This window comes from Desulfonatronovibrio hydrogenovorans DSM 9292, assembly GCF_000686525.1.
Taxonomy (GTDB): Bacteria; Desulfobacterota; Desulfovibrionia; order Desulfovibrionales; family Desulfonatronovibrionaceae; genus Desulfonatronovibrio; species Desulfonatronovibrio hydrogenovorans.
In genome coordinates this window covers 147,298-169,516 of sequence record NZ_JMKT01000015.1, presented here as the reverse complement: position 1 = coordinate 169,516, position 22,219 = coordinate 147,298, and the positions used below count along the sequence as shown (strand labels likewise).

At 46.1% G+C, this 22,219-nt stretch carries 12 protein-coding genes, 1 other RNA gene and 1 riboswitch; of the genes, 3 read left to right on the top strand and 10 right to left on the bottom strand.

Features of this window, described 5'->3' with window-relative positions; translation table 11 throughout:
- Window positions 1-43 precede the first annotated feature (43 nt).
- The 7 genes from P771_RS18450 to P771_RS18435 form a co-directional block, all read right to left on the bottom strand.
- Window positions 44-2,995 (bottom strand): cache domain-containing protein, encoded by a 2,952-nt coding sequence (locus tag P771_RS18450; protein ID WP_051617330.1) that lies wholly within the window; start codon window positions 2,993-2,995, stop codon window positions 44-46.
- A 69-nt stretch (window positions 2,996-3,064) separates the two neighbouring features.
- Window positions 3,065-3,457 (bottom strand): response regulator, encoded by a 393-nt coding sequence (locus P771_RS17585; protein ID WP_051617329.1) that lies wholly within the window; start codon window positions 3,455-3,457, stop codon window positions 3,065-3,067.
- A 111-nt stretch (window positions 3,458-3,568) separates the two neighbouring features.
- The gene (locus P771_RS0112700; RefSeq protein ID WP_028575434.1) at window positions 3,569-5,605 is read right to left on the bottom strand and encodes a methyl-accepting chemotaxis protein; all 2,037 of its coding nucleotides are present in this window, start codon (window positions 5,603-5,605) and stop codon (window positions 3,569-3,571) included.
- Between the two features lie 409 nt (window positions 5,606-6,014).
- Complete coding sequence (locus tag P771_RS0112695; RefSeq protein ID WP_028575433.1) at window positions 6,015-7,421, bottom strand: sigma-54-dependent transcriptional regulator; 1,407 nt, start codon at window positions 7,419-7,421, stop codon at window positions 6,015-6,017.
- 25 nt (window positions 7,422-7,446) lie between these two features.
- On the bottom strand, window positions 7,447-10,518 hold the full coding sequence (locus P771_RS18445) for a PAS domain S-box protein (RefSeq protein WP_208595971.1): 3,072 nt from the start codon (window positions 10,516-10,518) through the stop codon (window positions 7,447-7,449).
- Window positions 10,519-10,721: 203 nt separating this feature from the next.
- Window positions 10,722-14,327: a PAS domain S-box protein gene (locus P771_RS18440; protein WP_051617327.1), complete on the bottom strand. Its 3,606-nt coding sequence runs from the start codon at window positions 14,325-14,327 to the stop codon at window positions 10,722-10,724.
- A gap of 62 nt (window positions 14,328-14,389) precedes the next feature.
- The gene (locus P771_RS18435) at window positions 14,390-17,839 is read right to left on the bottom strand and encodes a PAS domain-containing hybrid sensor histidine kinase/response regulator (RefSeq protein WP_051617326.1); all 3,450 of its coding nucleotides are present in this window, start codon (window positions 17,837-17,839) and stop codon (window positions 14,390-14,392) included.
- Window positions 17,840-18,313: 474 nt separating this feature from the next.
- Between P771_RS18435 and P771_RS19015 the strand changes: the two genes are divergently transcribed.
- On the top strand, window positions 18,314-18,487 hold the full coding sequence (locus P771_RS19015) for a hypothetical protein (RefSeq protein ID WP_162832165.1): 174 nt from the start codon (window positions 18,314-18,316) through the stop codon (window positions 18,485-18,487).
- A gap of 413 nt (window positions 18,488-18,900) precedes the next feature.
- Here P771_RS19015 and P771_RS0112670 read toward each other — a convergent pair whose 3' ends face one another.
- Together P771_RS0112670 and P771_RS19165 are read right to left on the bottom strand one after the other, a co-directional pair.
- On the bottom strand, window positions 18,901-19,602 hold the full coding sequence (locus tag P771_RS0112670) for a PEP-CTERM sorting domain-containing protein (protein ID WP_028575432.1): 702 nt from the start codon (window positions 19,600-19,602) through the stop codon (window positions 18,901-18,903).
- A gap of 483 nt (window positions 19,603-20,085) precedes the next feature.
- Window positions 20,086-20,208 (bottom strand): hypothetical protein, encoded by a 123-nt coding sequence (locus P771_RS19165; RefSeq protein WP_279614516.1) that lies wholly within the window; start codon window positions 20,206-20,208, stop codon window positions 20,086-20,088.
- 49 nt (window positions 20,209-20,257) lie between these two features.
- A riboswitch (cyclic di-GMP riboswitch) is annotated at window positions 20,258-20,340 on the bottom strand.
- Between the two features lie 607 nt (window positions 20,341-20,947).
- On the opposite strand from P771_RS19165, the gene P771_RS0112645 reads away from it, so the two are divergent.
- Together P771_RS0112645 and P771_RS0112640 are read left to right on the top strand one after the other, a co-directional pair.
- Entirely contained in the window at window positions 20,948-21,343 is a 396-nt protein-coding gene (locus tag P771_RS0112645) for an AbrB/MazE/SpoVT family DNA-binding domain-containing protein (RefSeq protein ID WP_208595970.1), read from the top strand.
- The gene (locus P771_RS0112640; protein ID WP_028575430.1) at window positions 21,333-21,659 is read left to right on the top strand and encodes a type II toxin-antitoxin system PemK/MazF family toxin; all 327 of its coding nucleotides are present in this window, start codon (window positions 21,333-21,335) and stop codon (window positions 21,657-21,659) included. The genes P771_RS0112645 and P771_RS0112640 overlap by 11 nt, the downstream gene beginning before the upstream one ends.
- 124 nt (window positions 21,660-21,783) lie before the next feature.
- Here P771_RS0112640 and ssrA read toward each other — a convergent pair.
- Window positions 21,784-22,148: a transfer-messenger RNA gene (gene ssrA, locus P771_RS0112635) on the bottom strand.
- Window positions 22,149-22,219 lie beyond the last annotated feature (71 nt).

Sequence of the window (22,219 nt, the reverse complement as noted above, 5' to 3'; positions counted from 1 at the left end):
AATATCTTTTAAAACTCTAGCACTCATACACCAATCCATATCATCAGTCATCCCTGTCCAATACTTCCCGAACCTTGTCCATAAGCTCGGTGATCCTAAAGGGCTTTCCAATATATCCTGCAGCCCCGGACTCTAATGGTTTACCAGCCTGGCCCTTAAGAGAGTAGCCGCTGGCTATCAGCACTTTAGCCTGTGGATTGATCTTGAGCATCTCTAAGAGACACTGCCCACCACCCATATCCGGCATTCCAAGATCAAGAATGATCAGGTCAATATCTTTGAAGCCTTTGGTATAAATCTCCAAAGCCTCTCTTGCCCCGGCCGCGCCAAGGGCATTATATCCTGCAATTATCAGAGCTTCCATTGTCAATTCCCTGATATCCTGCTCATCATCCACCACCAGTATGGTTTCAGTTCCACCTTTGATCTCTTTGTCTAGCGCTTGATCAACCTGCTCAGGATCAGAACCCTCCAATGCTGGCAGGTAGATCCTGAAAACTGTGCCCATTCCTGGTTCACTGTAACAGGTTATCTCACCTTTATGGGACTTTACAATCCCATAAGCCGAAGCCAGCCCGAGTCCAGTACCCTGCCCTACATCCTTGGTGGTGAAGAACGGATCAAAGATCTGTTCCAGTATATCTTTGTCCATGCCGACTCCGGTATCAGAAACACTCATGAGCACGTATGGCCCGGGCTTCAGTCCAAAGCCCTTTTCATTGTCAATTTGGACATTCATGGTCTCAATAAGCAGAGTCCCTCCCTCAGGCATGGCATCAGCCGCATTGGAACCGAGGTTAAGCAGGATCTGCTCCATTTGCACCGGATCACCCAGAATTGGTTTCAGATCCGGATCAAGCATAAGTTCAAGCTTGACCATTCTGGGAATGGTCCTTTTAAGCACTGAAGCAGAACTTTGAATTTCACGATTAAGGTCCAGAGCTTTTCTTTGAGTCTCGGCTTTACGACTGAAAATAAGCAGCTGCTTGACCAGTTGAGATGCCCGTTCAATACTTCTCTCAATAATTTTTAGGCGGTTTTTATCAGGATGGTCTTGAGACTTATTCATGTTCAAAAGCTGGACATTTCCGCTTATGGCATGGAGCAGGTTATTAAAGTCATGGGCCACACCTCCAGCCAGAACACCGATTGATTCCATTTTCTGCGATTGAAATAGCTGGGCCTGCAACTTTTCTCTTTCCTCCTGGGCCTGTCTGGCTTCGGTAATGTCCCGATCAAAGGCACAGGCCAGGAACCCACCTTTGTATTCAAAGTAATTGGTTGAAATCTCCACTGGAAAAACCCGGCCATCCTTGGTCAGGTGTCTTGACTCAAACCTCATGTGTACCTTTTTTCTAAGCTCATTCTTATGATCTTCCCACTTGTCAGCAGGAAAGTCAGGATCAATGTCAAATACTTTCATCTTAAGCAATTCGTCTTTGGAGTAGCCAAGGGAGGAACTGGCTGAGTCATTGGCATATAAAATATCACCCTCCTCTCCGACCCAGATAATGCTGTCTGAGGCTTTATCCATGGCAAACTGAGTCATTCTAAGGGCATCCTCAGCCTCTTTTCTTTTAATATTTCCCATGACCTGGGCCGCCAGGGAAGCCATGGTATCCATAAATGACTCTTCATCAGGATGCCAGGCTCTTTTTTCTCCAACATGTTCCAGACAGATCACTCCTGCCAGCTTGCCACCAACCATAAACCCGACATCAAGAAGAGAAAATATTCCTTTGGGAGCCAGGTAGCTGTCTTTTAGCTCAAAAGTCCTTGGATCATTATAGGCATCTATGGCATAAATTCTCTGGTCACTTTTAATCGCCTCAAAATAAGCTGGATGGTCGGCTATTGGAAACAGATGCCCTCTGCTGATTTCTCCAGTGTCTGCCTCATAAAGAGAAATACACTTCAAATCAGCTTCATCATCTGAAACAAGCCAAATTCCGGCTCGGGCCGCTTTCAGGGTCATTGAAGAAACCTTGGTGATCTTGTCAAAAGCTTTTTCCACGTCTCCGGAAAGAATCATCTGATCCAGAGCAAGCATTGCAATGGCCGTCCGCTGACTTGCTGTCCGTTCCTGGGTCTGACTTATAAATGCCAAAGCCTCTTCAGCCTTCTGGTGAGCGGATTTGGCGTCTGTCATGGCCAGTTTAGCTTTTTGGGCCTGTTCTTCAGCCTGCTGTCCCTTGGCCTCGGACCTCTTAATCAAATACCTCAAATGAGAAACCATCTTATTCAGGGAACCAGTCAGGGAACCAATTTCGTCCCTGTTTCTGACTTTCAGAACCTTGTCCAGATTACCGGAAGCAACGCTGTCGGCAAAGGCCACTGTTTCCAGAAGCGGCCTTAAAATATTCATCACAGTATAATAAACAACTACTCCGATGAGCAGGATAATCAGACTTGTAAAAAACAGGGACAGTCTTCTCAGGTCTTGAACCACTGTCTGAACATCATTGATGTAAACACCAGTGCCTACAACCCACTGCCAGGGCTCAAATCCAGCCACATAGGAAAGCTTGGGCTCAACCCGGGTTTCATCATCATAGTATTGCCAATCATAGGTTATAAAGCCTGAACCATGCTCATCAACAATCTCTCCGAATCTGTCAAAGAGCTGGGCAAGCCCGATGGCGTCATGGCTGGCCAGTCCCCTGCCCTCCATATCCGCTCTCATGGGGTGCATGACCAGCCTGTGCAGCGAGTCATTGATCCAGAAGTAATCCTGGCCACCTTCTCCGTACGTCATGGACCTCAATATCTCCACAACCATATCCTGGGCCTCTTCCTGACTTAATTGACCGGATTTCTCCAGTTGATGAAAATAATCAAACATGCCCAGGGCACTGTTGACCAGTTCTCTTGTCGACCGTTCCTTACCCTGATAAATTAGATCCCTGGACAATGGTATGTGGTAAAACATAATCAGGATCAGAAACAGTATGACCGGAATCACACCAATGGCTGCCAGCTTATATTTTATGCTCACTTTCCTAACCTTTGGTCTCTAATTATCAATATGTACGCCTGAATCACCAAACTGCCTGTTATCAAGTCATTATGAGCAGGCTACGCATTCCAGCTTGCCAATTGCTGCATTGACTGTTCTCAGCAGATCGTCAGCCTTAAAAGGCTTGAACAGCAGCCATTTGCAATTCATTTTTTTTAATCTGCTTTGGGTGTCCTTTTCCCCGTACCCGGTCATGGCAATGATTTCCGGTTTTCCACCTTGCCGGACCATGTTTTCGATCATTTCCAGCCCGCCCATTTTGGGCATCTTGATGTCTGTTATCACAAGGTCAACCTTAAGCCCTTGGTTTGATAAAACTTCAAGTCCTTCCAGCCCGTTGCCTGCCTCATAAACCATGAATCCATGTTTTTTCAAAATAATTTTCAGAGAAAAGCGAAACATGGCTTCGTCATCAACAATCAGTATGTTTTTGTTGTTCATAGTGCTATGCCGGGGTCATTGGCGCTGATTGAATGATAAAATATATCTGCCTGATTGCCTGCCAGGTATCCCGTGAATACCCGGCAGGTTTATTGATCAAGCACTGTTTTCCTAGCTCTGTTTCAGTTTATGAACCAGTTCCTGAAGATCAGAAGCCTGTTTGGCCAGCTCAGAAATGGCCTGGGCTGACTGGGCCATGACATCGCTGGTTTCGGCTGCTATCCTGTTAATGTCTTCAACGCTCTGGTTAATCTCTTCACTGGCTGAAGACTGCTCTTCACTGGCCGTGGCAATGGATCTGACCTGGTCTGATGCCAGCTCCACCAAGGATACAATTTCTTCCAGAGCCTTGCCCGAAAGATTGGCCAGCTTGGTGGCCTCACCCACGGCCTTGACCTCTTCCTGCATACCCTGGATATTGCTCCTTGTACCTTCCTGAATGGCAGTAATGGCCTCGCCAACCTCTTTGGTGGCATTCATGGTCTTTTCAGCCAGCTTCCGAACCTCATCAGCAACAACAGCAAAGCCTCGTCCGGCATCACCGGCCCTGGCTGCTTCAATGGCTGCATTCAGAGCCAGCAGGTTGGTCTGGTCAGCAATGTCATCAATTACATTCATGATCTTGCCGATCTGTTCAGCCTGACTTCCCAGCTTGTCCATGTTGCCCATCATGGCCTGGGCCTGATTTTCCACCTTATTAATGGCCGAGACAGCCTCCACCACCACTTCTGACCCTTCCTGGGCCTTTATTTTTGCCTTGTCAGAACCTTCAGCTGCACTTGAGGCATTTTTGGCAACCTCCAGCACTGTGGCATTCATTTCTTCCATGGCTGTGGCAGTCTCGCTGGTCCTGCTTTTTTGTTCCTCTGCCCCTCTGCTGGCCTGTTCAACCTGAGCAGCAAGTTCTTCCGACGCAGAAGTCAACCTTTCCACTACTTCTTCAATACTGCCGGCAGCCTGCAGCATTCCGTCCCTTTTGGCGGTTTCTGCCTGTTTCCTGGCCTCCTGGGCTTCCATGGTGGCTACCCTGGCCTTTTCAGTCTCCTGCTGGGCCAACTCAGTCTGGCTTTCAGCTTCCTGCATTTTCTCAATCAGGTTTTTGACCATGGCCTGGATACTTATATTGAGCTTTCCGATCTCATCTTTTTGATCAATTCCTGACCTGGCATCCAGATCTCCATTGGCCACAGCCTGGGCAAAGGCCATGATCTTATTCATGGGCGAAATAATGGTCCGACTGACCATCAGGGCAATGACCATGCCAAGGCCAAGAAAAAACAGAGTAGATACTGCAATTGCCCATCTTAAAGCGTAGACAGGGGCAAAAACATCATCCCTCATAGCGCCAACTGCTATGGACCAGCTTGTCCCTTCAATGGGTGCATACCCAAAAAAACGGTCCAAACCCATGAACGGGTACTGATCAAAACCGGATTCTCCCCTGGTCATGCGCGTAAACATGGCTGCCAGATCAGCGTACGCCGGATTGGTCCTGGCTTCTTCGATAAAGTTCCTTTGATCCATGACCAGCTCTCTGTCATCGTGGGCAAGGAGAGTACCTCTACCATCAATTATGTAGGAGTAACCTTCAAGTCCGTAACCAACGGTATCGGTGACATCGCTGAGGATGGCGCCGTCCAGCCTGGCGATTACCACGCCCAGAACTTCCCTTCTGTCGCCTCTGATGGGTGCGGCCACAATAAATACAGGTCGGTTGATCACTCTGCTGATGATGATTTCAGAGAAAACAGTTTCTCCCTGCATGGCTCTTTGAAAATAGTCCCGGTCTCTCAAGGAGGCTGTTGTTCCATCCGGATATCTGGCTTCACCATTGGGAAGAATTATCCCCATTCCCAGGTAGCCCAGCCTTTCAGTCTCTTCTTCCAGGGCCAGTCTTTGTTGCTGCCAGTTCATGGACTGGATCACATTCCTGTTGGCCACGCCCTCCACTGCCAGGCGGTGGTAGTCCATCCGACTGGTCACCAGCTGGGCCGCATCCCTGGCTATCAAAGGAATATTCTCTTGAACCTGGCCAATTACAGCCCTGGAAGCCCGGTCATAAGCAATAAAGCCAAGACCTGAACAGACCAGCAGCAATAAAACCATAAACCCGCCCAGCAACTTGACCCTGATGGAAATGTTCTTCATTTTTCACCCTCCTTAATGAAGCAGTCCTTATTCATCTCAATGTCTTAAAACCAATATTATCAGGCAGACATGTTTAAAGTCTTCCTAAGCATCTGGCGTGCCATTCTTGGCGACACCATAACCGTTTATAAACAAAGACATTATTCATTGAAGGGAGAATTGACAGAACCAGACGTCAACCTTGATTGACAAAAATCTTTTGAATAAAGAAATAGAATGGATTTCCTGCGTCAATCAGGGTTGACGAATTTATTTAGTCAACCCTGATTGACGAAAAGCGTACTTCTCCAGGTAGGATCTATAAAAGCAAATCAGAAAGGATACAGATGTGGTGGATGAACGATACCCATAAAGCTGCCTGACAGCCCGGGGTTCAGGTTTGCGGTATGACCGGCATGTTGAGTCAGATTCAGAATTGTCTTTTTTTCAGACGTTTGTTCAGGGCCTGTCTGGAAATGCCCAGGATCAAGGCTGCCTTGGCCTGATTGCCTTGCGTTTTCTGCAGTGCCTGGCTGATGAGTTTTTCCCCTGCTTCCTCCAGGGTTGGCAGGGGCTCAGGATAAAACCAATCCTGAAAACGGGCTGTTGACCCGTTGTTTTCAGGGAGTATATCCTCCAAGCCGCTCATCAGGCTGGCCAGGCTTTTTTCCAGATACTCCATCCCGCCGCCAGCCACCGCTGCATAGACCAGAGACCGAAGCTGACGCACATTGCCTGGAAAATCATAAGAGGAGAGTATGGTTATTATGCGTTGGTTAAGGGTATGTTTCTCAACCCCATGTTCCTTGCAGGCTGATTCAAAAAAATGTTCTGCCAGAAGCAGGACATCTGAACCACGTTCTCGAAGAGGTGGGAGATGGACCTGATAGGTATTGATTCGGTAATAGAGGTCAGCCCTGAATCCTCCCTGTTCTTTGCTTGCGTCCAGATCCTGGTTGGTGGCGGCTATGATCCTGGCATTGGCTTTCTTGGGTTTATCAGATCCAAGGGGCAGGTAAACATGGTCCTGGACCAGCTTCAAAAGTTTAATCTGGGATGACTGGCTCAAGTCACCAATCTCATCCAGAAAAAGAGTCCCGCCCTCAGCCTGTTCAACAAGGCCTTTTCTATGTTCATGAGCATCTGTAAAAGCACCCCTTACATGGCCGAAAAGAGTATCTGCAAACACGTTGTCATCCAGGCCAGCCACGTTAAGGCTGACAAATTCTCCACCTCGTCGGCTGAGCTTATGCAGGGCCGACGCCACCAGATCTTTACCGGTTCCGGTTTCACCTGTGATCAATACTGGATCTGAAGCAGGAGCTACCACTTCAAGGTAGCTGAACATCCTTTTCATTGCCTGATCTTGAGTGATTATCCCCTGAAAAGCCTCAGGACAATCCAGCTTCCCGGTTAAAAGCTTCTGCCTGAGCCTTGCGTTCTGGTATAATAGCAGCGAGTGACTCATGGCCCGACGGACTGTAGTTATCAGCCTGTCCTGCTCCACCGGCTTGACCAGATAATCAAATGCCCCGGATTTAATACACCTGACAGCTGTATCGGTTTCATCATTTCCGGTTACAACCACCACCTGGACCTGGGGACAACTGTCCCGGACCTGTTTTAAAACCTCTTCACCAGAAACCCCAGGCATGAAAAGGTCAAGGAGCATTACCTTGCACTCCAGGTCTGGAATCAAATCAAGGACTTCTTGTCCCTGATTAAATATTTTTATCTCACTAAAACCTGAAGACCTGAGGGCGATTCCGAAACTTCTGGAAAGGGATTCTTCATCATCCACAATATATATGGGGTGGCCCAATAAGTTGTCAGACATTTGATTCAGTTCCAAGTAACATAGCTTATAGTCTGGAAATCTTGAGCAGAACAGTTGCGGTTGTTCCCTTGCCAGGCTCCGACTCAAAGCCGATAGTTCCGTTATGGTTTTTAATGATTGAAGAAGATATGGACAACCCCAGCCCGGTCCCCCCTCCTTGACGCCTGGTACTGAAGAAGGGATCCAGAATACGGCTCAGATTGTCCGGATGAATTCCTTCACCCTGATCAATAATCTTAATGCCTATGGTAGCCTGGTCAGGCCAGTAAAAAGTTTTCAGGGAGATGGCTTCATTTTTATCGGTCAATGCCTGGCAGGAGTTTATCAGAAGGTTAACCACCACCTGCTCCAGTTTGTGAAAATCTCCTCTGATGACCGGGATATCCGGCTCCAGGGTAACCCTGAAGTTGTTGGTATATCTTAATATGGTCTTGCTGATCAGGGTCAGGGCCGATTCAACAATTTCGTTGATACTCACCAGGTCAGTAAGGCTTAAGGGGGACTGTCTGGCAAAATTTTTAAGTTCTGATACAATCTTGCTTATCCTTTTACTGCCCTCATTAATTCCTGAAAAAAGTTCTGCCCCAATTTCCTCAAGCTGAGCCCAGGGGATACCTGCCGGCTCAAAGTCAGGGTACAACTGATGGTGAGCCTCAATTATGGGCAGGGCATCATCCCATATCTTCTCCAGTATGGGTGCATTGAGCATGATCAGGTTGGTGGGATTGTTAATCTCGTGGGCAACCCCAGCCACCAGAGTCCCCAAAGCAGTCATCTTGGAGGCTTGGGCTAGCTGTTCATTTTGTCTTTTCTCTTTTATTTCCAGTTCTTTTTTCTCGGTTATGTCCATGACCATGCCCATGGCCACAGGATTGCCCCCCTGCCTGGAACTTCTTAAAGCCCCGGCAATTCTCAACCATTTTTGCTTTCCCAGGACAACCACTCGAAGATCAAAGTCAAAAGACTGGGGAGTATCAAGAATCAAATCCCGCAAATCAGTAATTCGGGACCGGTCATCCTCATGAATGACTTCAAGCAGCCGGGAAAAAGGAACACCCTTGTAATTTTTCAGGCCAATTATCCTGTAGGCCTCATCCGAGCCGGTAACCATATCCCAGACAGGATCATATTTCCAGCTGCCCATTCCGGCCATCCTTTCAGCTGTCTTCAACTCCTCATTGCTCCGAGTCAGCTCATTTTCAATTTTTTTACGACCGGTAATGTCCCTGCTGCAAAATATGATCTCCTGAGGACTGCCATTTTCACCTAATATCAGTCTGGCCACGGTCTCAATCCACAGGTAATCGCCTCTGGCAGATTTGTATCTCAGTTCAGCTGTCCAGACTTTCTCCCTGCTGACCTTAGCACCTTCAAAAGTTTTGATCAGGCTGTCCAGGTCATCAGGATGAATATGATCCATCATTTTTTTCCCCACCAGTTCATCCAGATCATATCCAAAAATCCTGTAGGACGGACTGACATACTTATATTTACCTTGCAGATCCACAAGGCAAACCAGATCAAACATATTGTCCGTGATTTTCTGGAGAAGCTGAGTCTTTTCCTTGAGCTCGGCCTGGTCATTGGTTTGCTGGGTCACATCCCTGACAATGGCCAGGAAATGATCTCCACAGGCCACCATCCGGCTCTCAAAATACCTTGGACTGCCGCTGATGGAAAGCTCATACTGATATGGTGGGGCTTCACCTGCTTGACAGATGCTTCTGATAGTTTCCAGGGTCATCTCGCCAATATCGGGTGCTAAAACTTCATGAACCCTTTTACCGATAAAAAATCCCGGATCCCTCAAAAGCATATTCTCTCCAGGGGCATGATAATCCAGAAACACTCCCTCTTTATCCAGTAAGAAAATCATATCTGGAAGTGCGCTGAGCAGGGCCTTGTTCCTTGACTCGCTCTCCCGCAAGTCAAATTCGGTTCTTTTGAGCTGCGAAATATCCATCAGCGAAGCAATGCTCTGATCAGTTCCTGGAATCATGGCCACAGAGAGATAGATGAAGTGTTCCTGGCCTGAGCGATCAATAAACCGAAATTCATAAACCTTAGGAGCGCCTGCTTCATTTTTTCGCCTGTCATGATGAAATTCAGTCATCCTTTCAAGGTCATCTGGATGAACAAACTCCGTCCAGGACATCTTTCCTTCAACCTCATGGCAGAGGTAGCCTGACAAAGCTTCAAACTTTGAATTTGCCCGGGAAATAATCGTGTCCTTATTGATAATGACCTGGGCAGAGCCAGTGGTTTCAAAAACTGCCCGGTAATAGCTTTCGGATTTTTTAAGGTCATGTTCAACCTTCTTGCGCTTGGTAATATCCCGACAAACCGCAAAAACAATGTTTTGCCCTGACACTCTTGCCCCAGACGCACTAACCTCAACGTCAAAAACTGATCCGTCTTTTCTTTTATGCCTTGTCTCAAAAAGACTTCTGGCTTTGGAAAGATTATCAAAGCCAGACTGGATTTGCTCCCTGGTCAATACTGCTTCCCAGTCCCAGGTATGCAGGGTGCAAATTTCTTCACTGGAATAGCCAAGCATTCTGGAGAAACTCTCGTTGGCCTCAATAACCCGGTGCTCCTGGTCGATGATCACGATGCCGTCACGGGAGTTGTTCATTAAAATTTTTCTTTGCTCTTCCTCTTTTTTGAAGGCTTCAAGATGCCTGAGCTTTTCAGCCATTTCTCTTTCAAGTTCGATTTGGGCGAGCTTTTGTTCGGTTATGTCCGTAGTAAATCCGTGATAATGGGTAATATTGCCCAGACCATTACGAACTGCCCTGGAGTTGAGAGACACCCAGAAAACAGTGCCATCCTTTCTGAGTCTTTGGCTGACAAAGTTAATGACTTTACCGTGCTTTTCCAGAAGGCTTTTGTATTCATCCCGGTCAGATGGATTAACATATACCTGTCCAGCAATGTCTGAGACTGTTTCCACGAGTTCTTCAGGTGAACTATAACCATACATCCTGGCCAGGGCCGGATTAGCCGAAAGGTAGCGGCCACCAGGGGTAGAAATAAAGATGCCAACTGGAGAGTTTTCCAGAATATCACGGTAATCAAGGTCTACAGACATCTTCATCTGTTCAGGTCCATTTTGACCAGTCTTATGTTCTGACATATTCACCCCGGCCTTCGTGGCCATATAAGCCTTAAACTGCCTGCCTCAGCACTTTCTGCAACTGCTCACACCCGGCTCTCCTTGACAGTTTCAGGCAGGTCACTGCCTGCTATATCTGTCCAGTTTCAGGGAAGCACCTGGATTGGATGCTTGCAGATCCGGGATCAGCTCATGGGAGGTTGGCTGTCCGTGCTCAACAGGTCACTTACTAAACACGCAAGCTTCTTTAACTGGTAAGGTTTGCCAATAAAACCTTTGGCCCCGGAAGAAATAGTCTCTCTTGCTTGACCGTCAGCCGAATAGCCGCTGGCAATGAGAACCTTGACGGATGGATCAATCTTAAGGAGTTTTTGGAGGCATTTGTGGCCGCCCATCCCAGGCATATTAAGGTCAAGCAGAACAAGGTGGATATTTTCTCTGTGTTTCTGAAAAATAGACAGGGCTTCTTCCCCACTTTCCGCACTAATCACGGTGTATCCCAGGCCTTCCAGGCTCTCCTGAGTCAACTCCCGTATTTCTGGTTCATCGTCGACCACCAGGATAGTTTCTCTTCTGCCTTGCGGCAGACTTTCCGGCTGTTGCTCTTCAATTATGTCGTCGCTATTTTCCATCACAGGCAGATATACCCTGAAAGCAGTGCCTTGACCTGCTTCGCTGTCACAGTAGATGTAACCTCCATGGGTTTTGACAATACCATAGACCGAGGGCAGCCCTAGCCCGGTTCCCTGGCCAACCTCTTTGGTGGTAAAAAAAGGGTCATAAATATGTTTTAGCGTTTTTTTGTCCATACCCCAGCCCGTGTCAGTGACAGCCAGGAGAACATAGGATCCAGGCAAAGCATCTGGGTGTTTTTCAACAAAATCCATATCAATCTCAACGTTGGCTGTCGTAATGGTCAGCTTGCCCCCGTCAGGCATAGAGTCCACAGCATTATTGGTAAGGTTGAGCAGGATTTGCTCAATTTGGGCTGGATCTCCTGATACAGGATCGATGTCTGGTTCAAGATCCAAGACTAAATTGATCATCTTGGGAACCGTACGTTTCAGTATTTGGACTACCTGCTGAACCTCCTGATTCACATCGACCCGTAACATTCGGGAACTTGCCTTTCGACTGAAAATAAGCAGCTGCTGAACAAGCTGGGCAGCCCGGTCAATGGATTTGGAAACAGCCTGCAACCGTTCTGAATTACGTAAATCAAGGGTTTCGCCAGCAGAAAGCAATTCAAGATTTCCCTGCATGGTATGCAGCAGGTTGTTGAAATCGTGGGCTACTCCGCCAGCCAAAATACCAACCGACTCCATCTTCTGAGCCTGCATAAGCTGGTCCTGCAGCTTCTCACGTTCGTCCTCAGACCTTTTCCTGCAAAGTATGGCCCACAGCCCAGACATAAGAAGCGTAAGCTGACGGACATCGTCATCATCATAATCAGTTTCCTTATTGCCAACGCCTGCAACAATGACAATCCGGTCACCATCAAATATGGGAACACTCATATAGCGTTCAATATGAATATGACCGGCTGCCGTCCCCTTTTTCAAGGGATTCGGCGCTGAGTAATCGTTTATAATTACTGGGCAGCGCTGTCGGATTGCCTCACCCCAGAGGCCAGTGTCTTTTAAATTGTATTGAACAGGCTTGTCCTTGATCGCACATTCCTTCATGGCTTGGCTGGACCATGCATACATATTCAAAACTGTCTCATCTTCACTGGGAAAGGCTATGTAACCAATGGAACTTCCGCTCAAAAGCACTGCCGCCTCCATTGCAAAATTTGTCAGTCTTGTTTCACTGGCATCTTTCATATCGTTCAGGTCAAGAAGGGCTTGGAGGCGTTTTTCATTCAACTGCATTTTCTCTTCAATATTCTTGCGCTCAGTAATGTCTCTAAGCTGTTCGATAATCTGAACGATATTACCCTTTTCATCCATTATGGGATTACTCCGGCATTCAAGGTAAATACCCAGCTCAGGAATATACTTTTCAGTCTGTTCAGGCTGTCCAGTCTTTAAAGTCTTTTGTGTTGCACAAATATCACAAGCCCACTCACGCCCGATAAGCTCAAAACACTTTTTTCCTTTAACTTCCTCCTGAGTCATGCCCAACAGATCGTACCCGGCCTGATTATAGCGCTCGATGCTTAAATCTGGGTACTGAATGGCCAAAACGTCTGAAACCCCATTTATAATACCTTCAAGCAGTCTTTTTCTATTGATCAACTCACTTTCCGACCGCTTAAGTTCAGTAATGTCTAGAAGTGATGCCACGCTTTTATCAGTTCCAGGTATCATATCAATATACAGGTAAATATTTTTAATGCTGCCCTGGCTATCAATAAATCTGAATTCATATTCGGTCAGAGCCTTATTTCTAGCTTCCCGTCTTAACTCGTGCTGCTGGCGCATTCGGTCAAGATCCTCTGAAGCCACAAACTCCATCCAGGTCTTTATGTTTTCGATCTCTTCAAGGGGATAACCAGCCAATTCAGCAAACTTGGTATTTGCAAGAGAGATGATTCCGTTTTTTTCCAGGATGCAAGTTGCAGTTCCTGTATTTTCAAAAACAGTCCGGTATCTTTGCTCGCTCTCCCGCAGAGCCTCTTCAATATTTTTGCGTTCTGTTATGGCCTCGGTATAAATTACAATCCCACCGATGGACCCGTTTTGTTCATACCATGGCCGGCATTCCCAGCGAGTCCACTCCACTGTACCATCGTCACGGTAATATGGATCATCTTCTGCGCTGACTACTTCTCCTTTAAGAGCTCTCTGGTGAACATCCCGCCATTTTTGAGGAAGGTCAGGAAATACTTCGTAATGATGTTTGCCAAGGATATCTTCTTCTTTGACCTTGAATTCATCAAGATACCGCTGACTGACATATATATAATTCAGATCCTTATCATGTACTGCAACAGAGCTTCTTGTATGCTCAACAATATACCGCAACAGATCATGGGAATGAGAAAGTGCCAATTCGGCCTGCTTTAGATCTGTAATATCCCGACTGATACCAAACAGTCCTACAACATTATTTCCACTGTCATCAAAGACCGGCCACTTGTTGGTCAAAACCCAGCCAGGACGTCCATCCTCGTCAAGATATGGATTTACTTTGTTTAGCAGAGGGATTCCTTTCTCCAGGACCTGATTCTCTTCATGATAATAAATGCCGGCTGTTTCTTTTGGAAAAAGATCAAAATCGTTTTTTCCGATCACTTCCTTCCAGTCACTATGGCCGGTGATTCTGGCCATGGCCTGGCTGCAGAAGCGGATACGCCTGTTGTAATCTTTGAAATAAATGAAGTCTGTTGTATTTTCCAGAAGCACCAGAAAGTCCTGGTTAAAATTTATCCAGGATGGTTCGTTTTGTTTATCCGGTAAAACATGGTTAACAAAAAATTGATACTTCAAAACATTGCCATCGATATCATGAATGGCATGCATATTAATTAATGCTCGAACTTCAGACCCATCCTGACCAAGCAGAGCACATTCATGGCTGGCTTCATTGCCCTGCGTTTCCCAAAGCTGGAGGCACTTATTCCAGTCACAACCATCAGTAAATATTTGATGCGTGACATCTTCAACAAATGAAGCCATAACTTCCAGTGTTTCATAACCCAGCATCCTGGCCATAGCCAGGTTGGCTGACAGAAACCGCCCCTCAACTGTGGCCAAAAAGATCCCCATAGGGGCATTCATGAACACATCAAAAAGGTCTTGAGAGGACAGCTTGCTCTTAAAATTCTCAGATTGATACTCGGGCATATTTGACTCCCATTGAACAAGTCACCATATGCTGAACAGCCGGGTGGCAGCTCTAAGCATTTTTAATATGAATATCTCTCCAGCACTTTTTCCAGATCCTCTACTTGCACCGGTTTGGAAATATAGTCATTCATTCCGGCTGCCAGAAACCGGTCCCGATCTCCATCCATGGCATGGGCAGTCATGGCAATTATGGGTATGTCTTTCTTTGAACCAAAGTCATCTGAAGAGCGGACCATCCTGGTTGCCTCGACTCCATCCATAATCGGCATTTGAATATCCATGAGGATGCAGTCGAATTCGTGTTTCTGGAGCAGATCAAGAACCTGCTGTCCATCCCCGGCAATTGTCACGGTATGACCCATTCTTTCCAGAAGCTTCTGTGTGGCAAACTGGTTGGTGAACTCATCTTCAGCTAAAAGAATCTGAAGATTCTGCTTTGCCTTCAGTAAATGCTCAGGCTGCTTATGGTTGGTCATGGTTACTTCACTGGACAGTCTGAAAGGAAGACTCACATAAACCGTAGTTCCCTTGCCTTCAGTGCTGTCAACACTGATGTTTCCACCCATGAGATCAACAAGCCGCTTAACAATGGCCAGGCCAAGACCTGCCCCCTGATGCCTGCGAGAATATGATCCATCCACCTGAGAAAATGGCTGAAAAAGAACTTTGAGACGATCTTCAGGGATTCCTATGCCGGTGTCGGATATTGTGAACAACAGGCGGAGCTGCTCACCTCTGCCCGGAGGCAAAGGCATAATATCCAGACTGACTTTGCCTTGCTCAGTGTACTTGATGGCATTGCCCACAAGATTGAACAGGATCTGTTGCAGTCGGCCCTCGTCTCCCAGAAAAACTCCAGGCAGCTCCAGGTCTGAACTGAATTCCAGGGATATGTTCTTATCCTGGCTGGTGACCATGAACAACTCATTTACTGCATCGCACAGCCTCTTTACATCCACCTCTTCCTTTCGAATTACCATCTGACCGGACTCTATCCTGGATAAATCCAGAATATCTGAAAGTAGTCTGGTCAGTCTGTTGGCCGAGGCCAGGCACATATGCAGGTATCCCTGCTGTTCCTGGTCCAGGCTGGTAGTTTCCAGGAGCTGCATCATGCCCATAATCCCATTCAAGGGTGTTCTGATCTCATGACTCATATTGGCCAGAAACTCGGACTTGGCCTGATTGGCGGATTCAGCCTGCTCTTTGGCCTGAACCAGCTCAGCTTCGGTCTGCTTCAGCTCAGTCAGGTCGATGTCAATGCAAAACATTTCAGATGGCTGATTAGGCCTCTGGACGATTGCATGGCTGGAATAGACGTGGATGCGGGACCCGTCTTTGCGTTTGAGCTGAAGTTCGGTGGCTGGAACTGGTATATTACTCTCACGCATGGTTTTCATTTCTTGAGTAACATCCTGGCGCATTTCGTCTGGAATAATCAGGTCCACAAGATTCTTTCCAATGGCCTCTTCTGATGAAAATCCATAAAATCTCTCTGAGGCCTTATTCCAGAAGAGCGTTTTGCCATCCATCCCATATCCCTGGACTGCCACAGTGGGAACGTGTTCAAAGAGATTGCGGAAACGAGCTTCACTTTCATGAAGTGCATACTCGGCTTGTTTTTGCTCGGTAATATCTCTGAATTCAACCACCCTGACATTCTTGCCCTTGTACGGAATGTTTCTGGCTTCCAGACGAACGGGATATTCTTGTCCGTTTTTGCGCACCCCAATGGCTTCGTAAGGCTTTTCATAACCGGCAAGAATGTTATTCATAACCATCTCACGGGAATGCTCAGCTATCAGAAGCAGACCATCCATTCCAATGAGTTCCTCGTAACCATAGCCGGTAATCTCTGAAAGCCCCAGGTTGCATTCCAGAATCAGTCCTTTATCATGGATGGTGATCCCCCCAAATGACGCATTATGCAGGGCTTTGAACCGCTCTTCACTTTCACGCAGAGCATCCTCAGTCAGTTTACGGTCAGTGACATCCCAAACAGTCGATACCATGAGGTTGCTGTCAGGCAGAGGGATATTTTTTGCCGTGATATAGAAAGGTTCCTCACCTGGACGGGACACCGGGACGTCTTTCCAGTACATGCGGGAGAAATCTTTGCTGGCACAGTCTTCAAGAACTGTCTTTCTGATCTTTTCCCTGTATTCGGGATCCTGATAAACTGCCTCCCAGAAATCCTTTTCAGTCAGCTCTTCTCTTGTAGTCCGGTAAAACCTGAGAAAATTATCATTCATGTAGATAAATTTCACTTCTGGATCCACTGAATTAATGGCTACGCCCACTGGAAGGTTGTCCAGGGTGGATTTGATAAAATTCTCTCTTTTCCGCAACTCATCCTCGGTCTGTTTGCGCTTGGAGATATCAGTATGCGCCCCAACGACTCTCAATGCCCTGCCTGATGCATCCCGCTGCAAAGCCTGACCCCGGGTGTATATCCATTTATAATCGCCCTGTTTTGTTTTCAAGCGAAATTCAGTTGCATATGTTGGCAACCGTCCACTAATATAACCCTCAAAGGCTGACCGAAAATTGTCAGCATCTTGAGGATGGATATTTTCTTCGCAAAAGCAACCGAAATTCTTGATTTCCTCAGGCTTATAGCCGAGCATCTCTGCAAAACGTTCTGAACAAGCAAAGCTTCCGGTGACCAGATCATAATCCCATATTCCGTCATCTGTAGCCTCCAGAACTTGCCTCAGGTATTCTTCATTTCGTTTACGCTCAGTGACATCCTGAAAGATACAGTGAGTTCTCTGGAATCGGCCCTGGTCATCACGCTGAATCTTGCCGTTAAAGTGGGCCAGAATTGTTGACTGATCCTTTTTGACCAGCTCGAACTCAACGCCCAGGATCTCTCCCACTGCCTTGAATCTGGGAAAATTCTCCTTAAAATGATCACGCCAGTCAGGATGCAGAATCTCCCCGAAATTCTTACCGATCAGTTCCTCGTGAGTGTAGCCAAGTACATCCAGAAAAGTCTGGTTAACGTCCAGAAAATTCCCCTGCTCGTCCAGGGACTGATAAGGCATTGGAGCATTTGTAAACATCAGCCGAAAACGTTCCTCGCTCTTATGCTCCCGAAATTCCGCCTGCTTGCGATCCGTTATATCCGTAGCAAACCCCTGATATACGACCTGCTCTTTAGATTTTTTAACAATCCGGGCACTCTTGGACACCCAGAACTCTGACCCGTCTTGACGGAGCATGCGACATTCGTGATTAACCACCTCACCGAAATCTTCAAGTAAACGCATGAACTCCTTCCGGTCTTCAGGGTCGACATATACCTGCCCGGAAATGTCCTTGACTGATGCTATCATATCCTCAGGAGAATCGTACCCATACATCCTGGCCAATGCCCGGTTAACCGAGATATAGCGGCCATCTGGGGTAGAGGTGAAGATACCTATGGGAGCATCCATCAGGATGTCATGGGAATCAGGGAAGCTGATCTGAATCAACTGATCTTGTTCCTTGGAAGACTTGGACATGATCGACTCCACAAAAAAACTTTGAAAGGAAAAACCAAGGGCTTGATTTTTTAACGTATATCTTCCTTGGTAAATGAATCTGCAGGAAAAAACAATATTCACCTGAAATGTGGGATTGTTTTCAATGGCAGGGTAAATGGTGGGGCAGAGGAAGGACTAGGGGCATGATCTAAAGAGCAGTCAAAAAAATACGCCCATAGCCATGGGGCATACCAGCTCCCTAAAAAGTAAGATTCGAAAACCATGTGGCTGAAAAGTCGTTGTTAAAATTACTGCATATTGATCTTGTCATGCTCATGCTTTACAATAAACATAAATCCAAATGATAATCATGGCAGCAGAATCACTGATGCAGATCAGGCCTGCTCAGAAAGCCGAAGATCGTACATCTGCAGTGGTTGAACTGATGTGTCGTGAATAATTCAACAAAATAATTCTAAAAAAGGTGTTTAGAAGCATAATCAGGAATATTATATGAACCGCTACCTGTCGATTGCCCTGCTGATATTTATTATTCTGCTCTTGATATACAGCACTTATTCTTTTTCTCAAGCCAGGTTCATGGAGGGGCTGTCAGTTGTTCCGGCCCTTATCGGCAGCTATTTTCTGGTTATGTTCCTGCAAAAGCGACAGGACAAGGACGAATAAGCATTAGCTCCCTTCCCCTGACTCATTTTTGTCCAAAAAGTGGGTGAAGCCTCATGATACCCTTGACCTTACTCAAGCTTACTCATGGGCTAAGGGAATGAATATGATCCAGTCGTGGCCATCAAGACTGAAAAACAGCCCAACCACAATGTCATTTTCATCGGCTGTATAGCCAGGCGATGCAATTCGGCTCAAAATCGGCCTGCAGAAATCTGAGATTTTTGCAGGGAAATCAAATAATATATAAATGTAGTACAATAATGGGCTTTCGACTTTCTATAAACATCTAAAACAACACTCCAATGCGGATTAGGGTGTCGATCTCCAGTACCTAATCGATCTCGAGCCGGATGAACAAAAAAAGGAGGCGGATTATTTCCGCCTCCCTCTTGGCTGATCAAATCATCTCTCAATCAGTTAAAAATTTTTCTGCGGCTGAAGAGAGCAAGTCCAATAATACCGATGCCGAAAAGAAGCATTGTACTAGGTTCTGGTATGGGTTGGAGGTCTGTAGTTGTTTGATCTGTAGTGGTCAGCCGGAAATTGTCGAAGACCATCGCACCTAAATTGTTGAGTGGCATTGCCTGGAGACGGATACCCAGTGAAGTCCATTCCTGGTCAATGGCATAGTTGAAGATCGATGTTATATCGAAGCTAAGGATATCTCCAACCGAAAGCCCCCCCGTGGTGAAGTTTCCCACTAAACCAGTCATTGGCTCTTGATAGTCGGAAATGTCTTCAGTATTGTTGCCTGCATATGAATAGATGTCAATATTATGATCCCCGAACGGAAAGGGATACTCATAAACAAAGAGGCCTACGAGAGAATAAACGTTGAAGGTAACGAAGGCAGTAGGCGATGAGCTCAGGCCAGTGAGATCGTACTCCGAAAGACCACGCACCTCCTCATTTTTAAATCGCCCGACCTCCGCCTTTCCAGCAGGATTGCCATATTCCCCTCCGGTACTTGAATGGAAGTGGGTACCAGTATCGTATGAGTACTCAGCACTTGCAACTGAAAACGTGAAACCTTCGGTGATAATGGTAGCATTAGCCGGTAAAACTAACAATAGAGATACAATAACGCTCAACAAAACCATGATACTATTTTTCATGTAATTCCCCTTTCTGCAAAAGATAACATTTCTTATGCAAACAACACCTTTCGACACACAGCTTATCTCTCAATTAACTTTTATTCCGGACTACCCCCTTTCAGGTTTAAGGTTACGAGCCAAGATGCGACTGCAAAAACTAATATTTGCAGTCGCAGATGTCAGAAGTCAGGGACCAGGAGTCAGTAAAAACAAAAAGATTATGGTTCAGCTTTCTTCTTGAATTATTCATTTCCCGACGTTTTACAGGTCGATCTTTGCCGCTTCATGCTACCATTCTCAGCTCGTCTTGTTCATTGCCAGTATATTTTTGGAGATATCGGCGCTTTATAGCCGTCTCGCCAGTTCTTCGACATACTCAACCGGATTAAGGCCTTGAAGTACAGCTATTCTGAACAAGGACATCAGAATAACCTGGGTCTGTGCGCCTGCCTCTGAGCTATTTTGCTGAAACATCCTCCTGCTGATAATCGCTGGACTCATTTAGTGTTCAACATGATTATTGTACGGACTCACGTAATGATCCAGATAGGTCAACAGCTCTACATGGTGACCTTTAAGCCTTTTGACATCCTTGTTTTTGCCGTAGACTCCAATGTTATTCAAGCCGCTGTGCATAAAAAAAGCCGGACCACCAATATGAAATATATTTCACTTTGGCAGCCCGGCTGTCCAGCACCTACTTCTGGACCCGTGACTTTCCGTCCCAGTCTTACGACTGGCTTGGCTTTATCTTTACTCTAATTATTGGCAATTATCATGCCAATAATTTCATTGGAGAGGACATGCGTATAATGATCTGTTTTGAAGGGATTTTTTGATGACAGCAACAAAATGAAAATTCGAAAACAGAAAAAAATATGCAATAAGGATCCATCCTATGCCTTTTGATGTATTCCTTGTGGAACTTGTTTGCATGTTAGAGTCTGGTTGATTGATGTAATGGGAGATTAGGCGCCTATTGGAATTACAAACAAACACATAAGCTGATTGATAGATTTAGATGTATCAGATTCTTATAGATAAAGGGTTGAATTTCTATGCGATTTTATTTTTTAATGGACGTTAAGAAACCTGAAGGCTGACGCCTCAGCCGGCACAGGCAATCGGGGAGCTTACCTGGGAGCTATCTTCCCCCTGTTCATCTGCCTAAATACGGTGAATATGCATGTTACGGAAAAGGAGTTTTGTGCTGTTATAATAGTATTCATATAAGTTTCTGAAGTGGTCCCCTGACAAAACACCTTTATCCTGAGTTGACCACAGATTCAGGAGGGAGGTGGGGAAGCATGATCACAGTGGAGCAGCATGAGTGTGTCACGGTTGGCGGCCGGATATATGGTAAGTGATCAAACATGACCTCCTCATCAGCAAACCTGCCCTGTCTTCATGTGTGCTCATGCTTGACATTGCAGAAAAATGTAATTACGGTACATACAAATCAATACGACCTGAGGGAGCAATATCTATGAAAAATCAAATACGAATAAGAGATGTTAAGTTGGTTCCCATTGGTAATTCTAAAGGAATTCGCATACCCAAGGCACTTATTCAGAAATATGGTCTAGCAAATACGCTGCTAATAGAAGAAACAGAGAGAGGATTACTGCTTCGTAAGAAAGAAGAAAAAATCCTTTCCTGGGAAGATACCTACAAAAGCATGGCTGAGGAAAATGAAAACTGGGACCACTTCAATGTAGCACTTCTTGATGGCCTGGAGGATGAGGACTTTGAATATTAAAAGATACGACATATATGTTGCTGATCTTAACCCCACCTTGGGCGGCGAAATTAAGAAAGTACGGCCGGTCGTCATTGTAAGTCAAAATGAAATGAATAAGCATTTAGATACAATTGTAGTCTGCCCATTAACTTCTAAGCTGCATCCTTTATGGAGAACGCGGATACAGATAAAATGTGCAAACAGAAATGCTGAAATTGCTGTTGACCAAATTCGCACCATTCGCAAGCAAAGATTGAGAAAAAAAATTGATTACTTATCAGAAGGCAAAGCAGCCCAATTACGGAAACTTATTACTGACATGTACGGCGAATAACTCTGTAGAGCCTGTAGCCGAATCAAATGATTCGGCTACAGGCTCTACAGAGTTATTCAAATATGGAAACCCTTTTTAAGACATATGAAAATTTGAATCGACCAAGTTAGGTTGTAAGGCAGAATGGTGGAGGCGGCGGGAATCGAACCCGCGTCCAAGAATGTTCAGCTAAAGGCTTCTACAGGCTTAGTCCGGACTTAGCTTCTCGTTCCAGGGTAAGCAGCCGGACAGGCATCCCTGAAACCAACCTTGATTTATCTTAACGATCAAAGTCTCAAGGTAGGGCTTTGACCGGGCAGCCTGATGGGGTTTTGGCGCTTCCATAAAGCTTATCAGGCATGGGCTTAAGGAAACGTGGCCGTCTAAGCAGCCAGTGCGTAATCGTTGTTTTTGGCAACTAATTTTTTGCTGCGTGTTTAACGAGGTCCCCACAGCACCTCGGCCTGCAACCTTTGCTTCTATCATCCCTGTCGAAGCCATGTCGCCCCCTGACCAGGCAGGTACGCATCCATGTGTTGCTAAGATTATTTATAATCATAGCCAAAGGTTTGGCAAGGGAA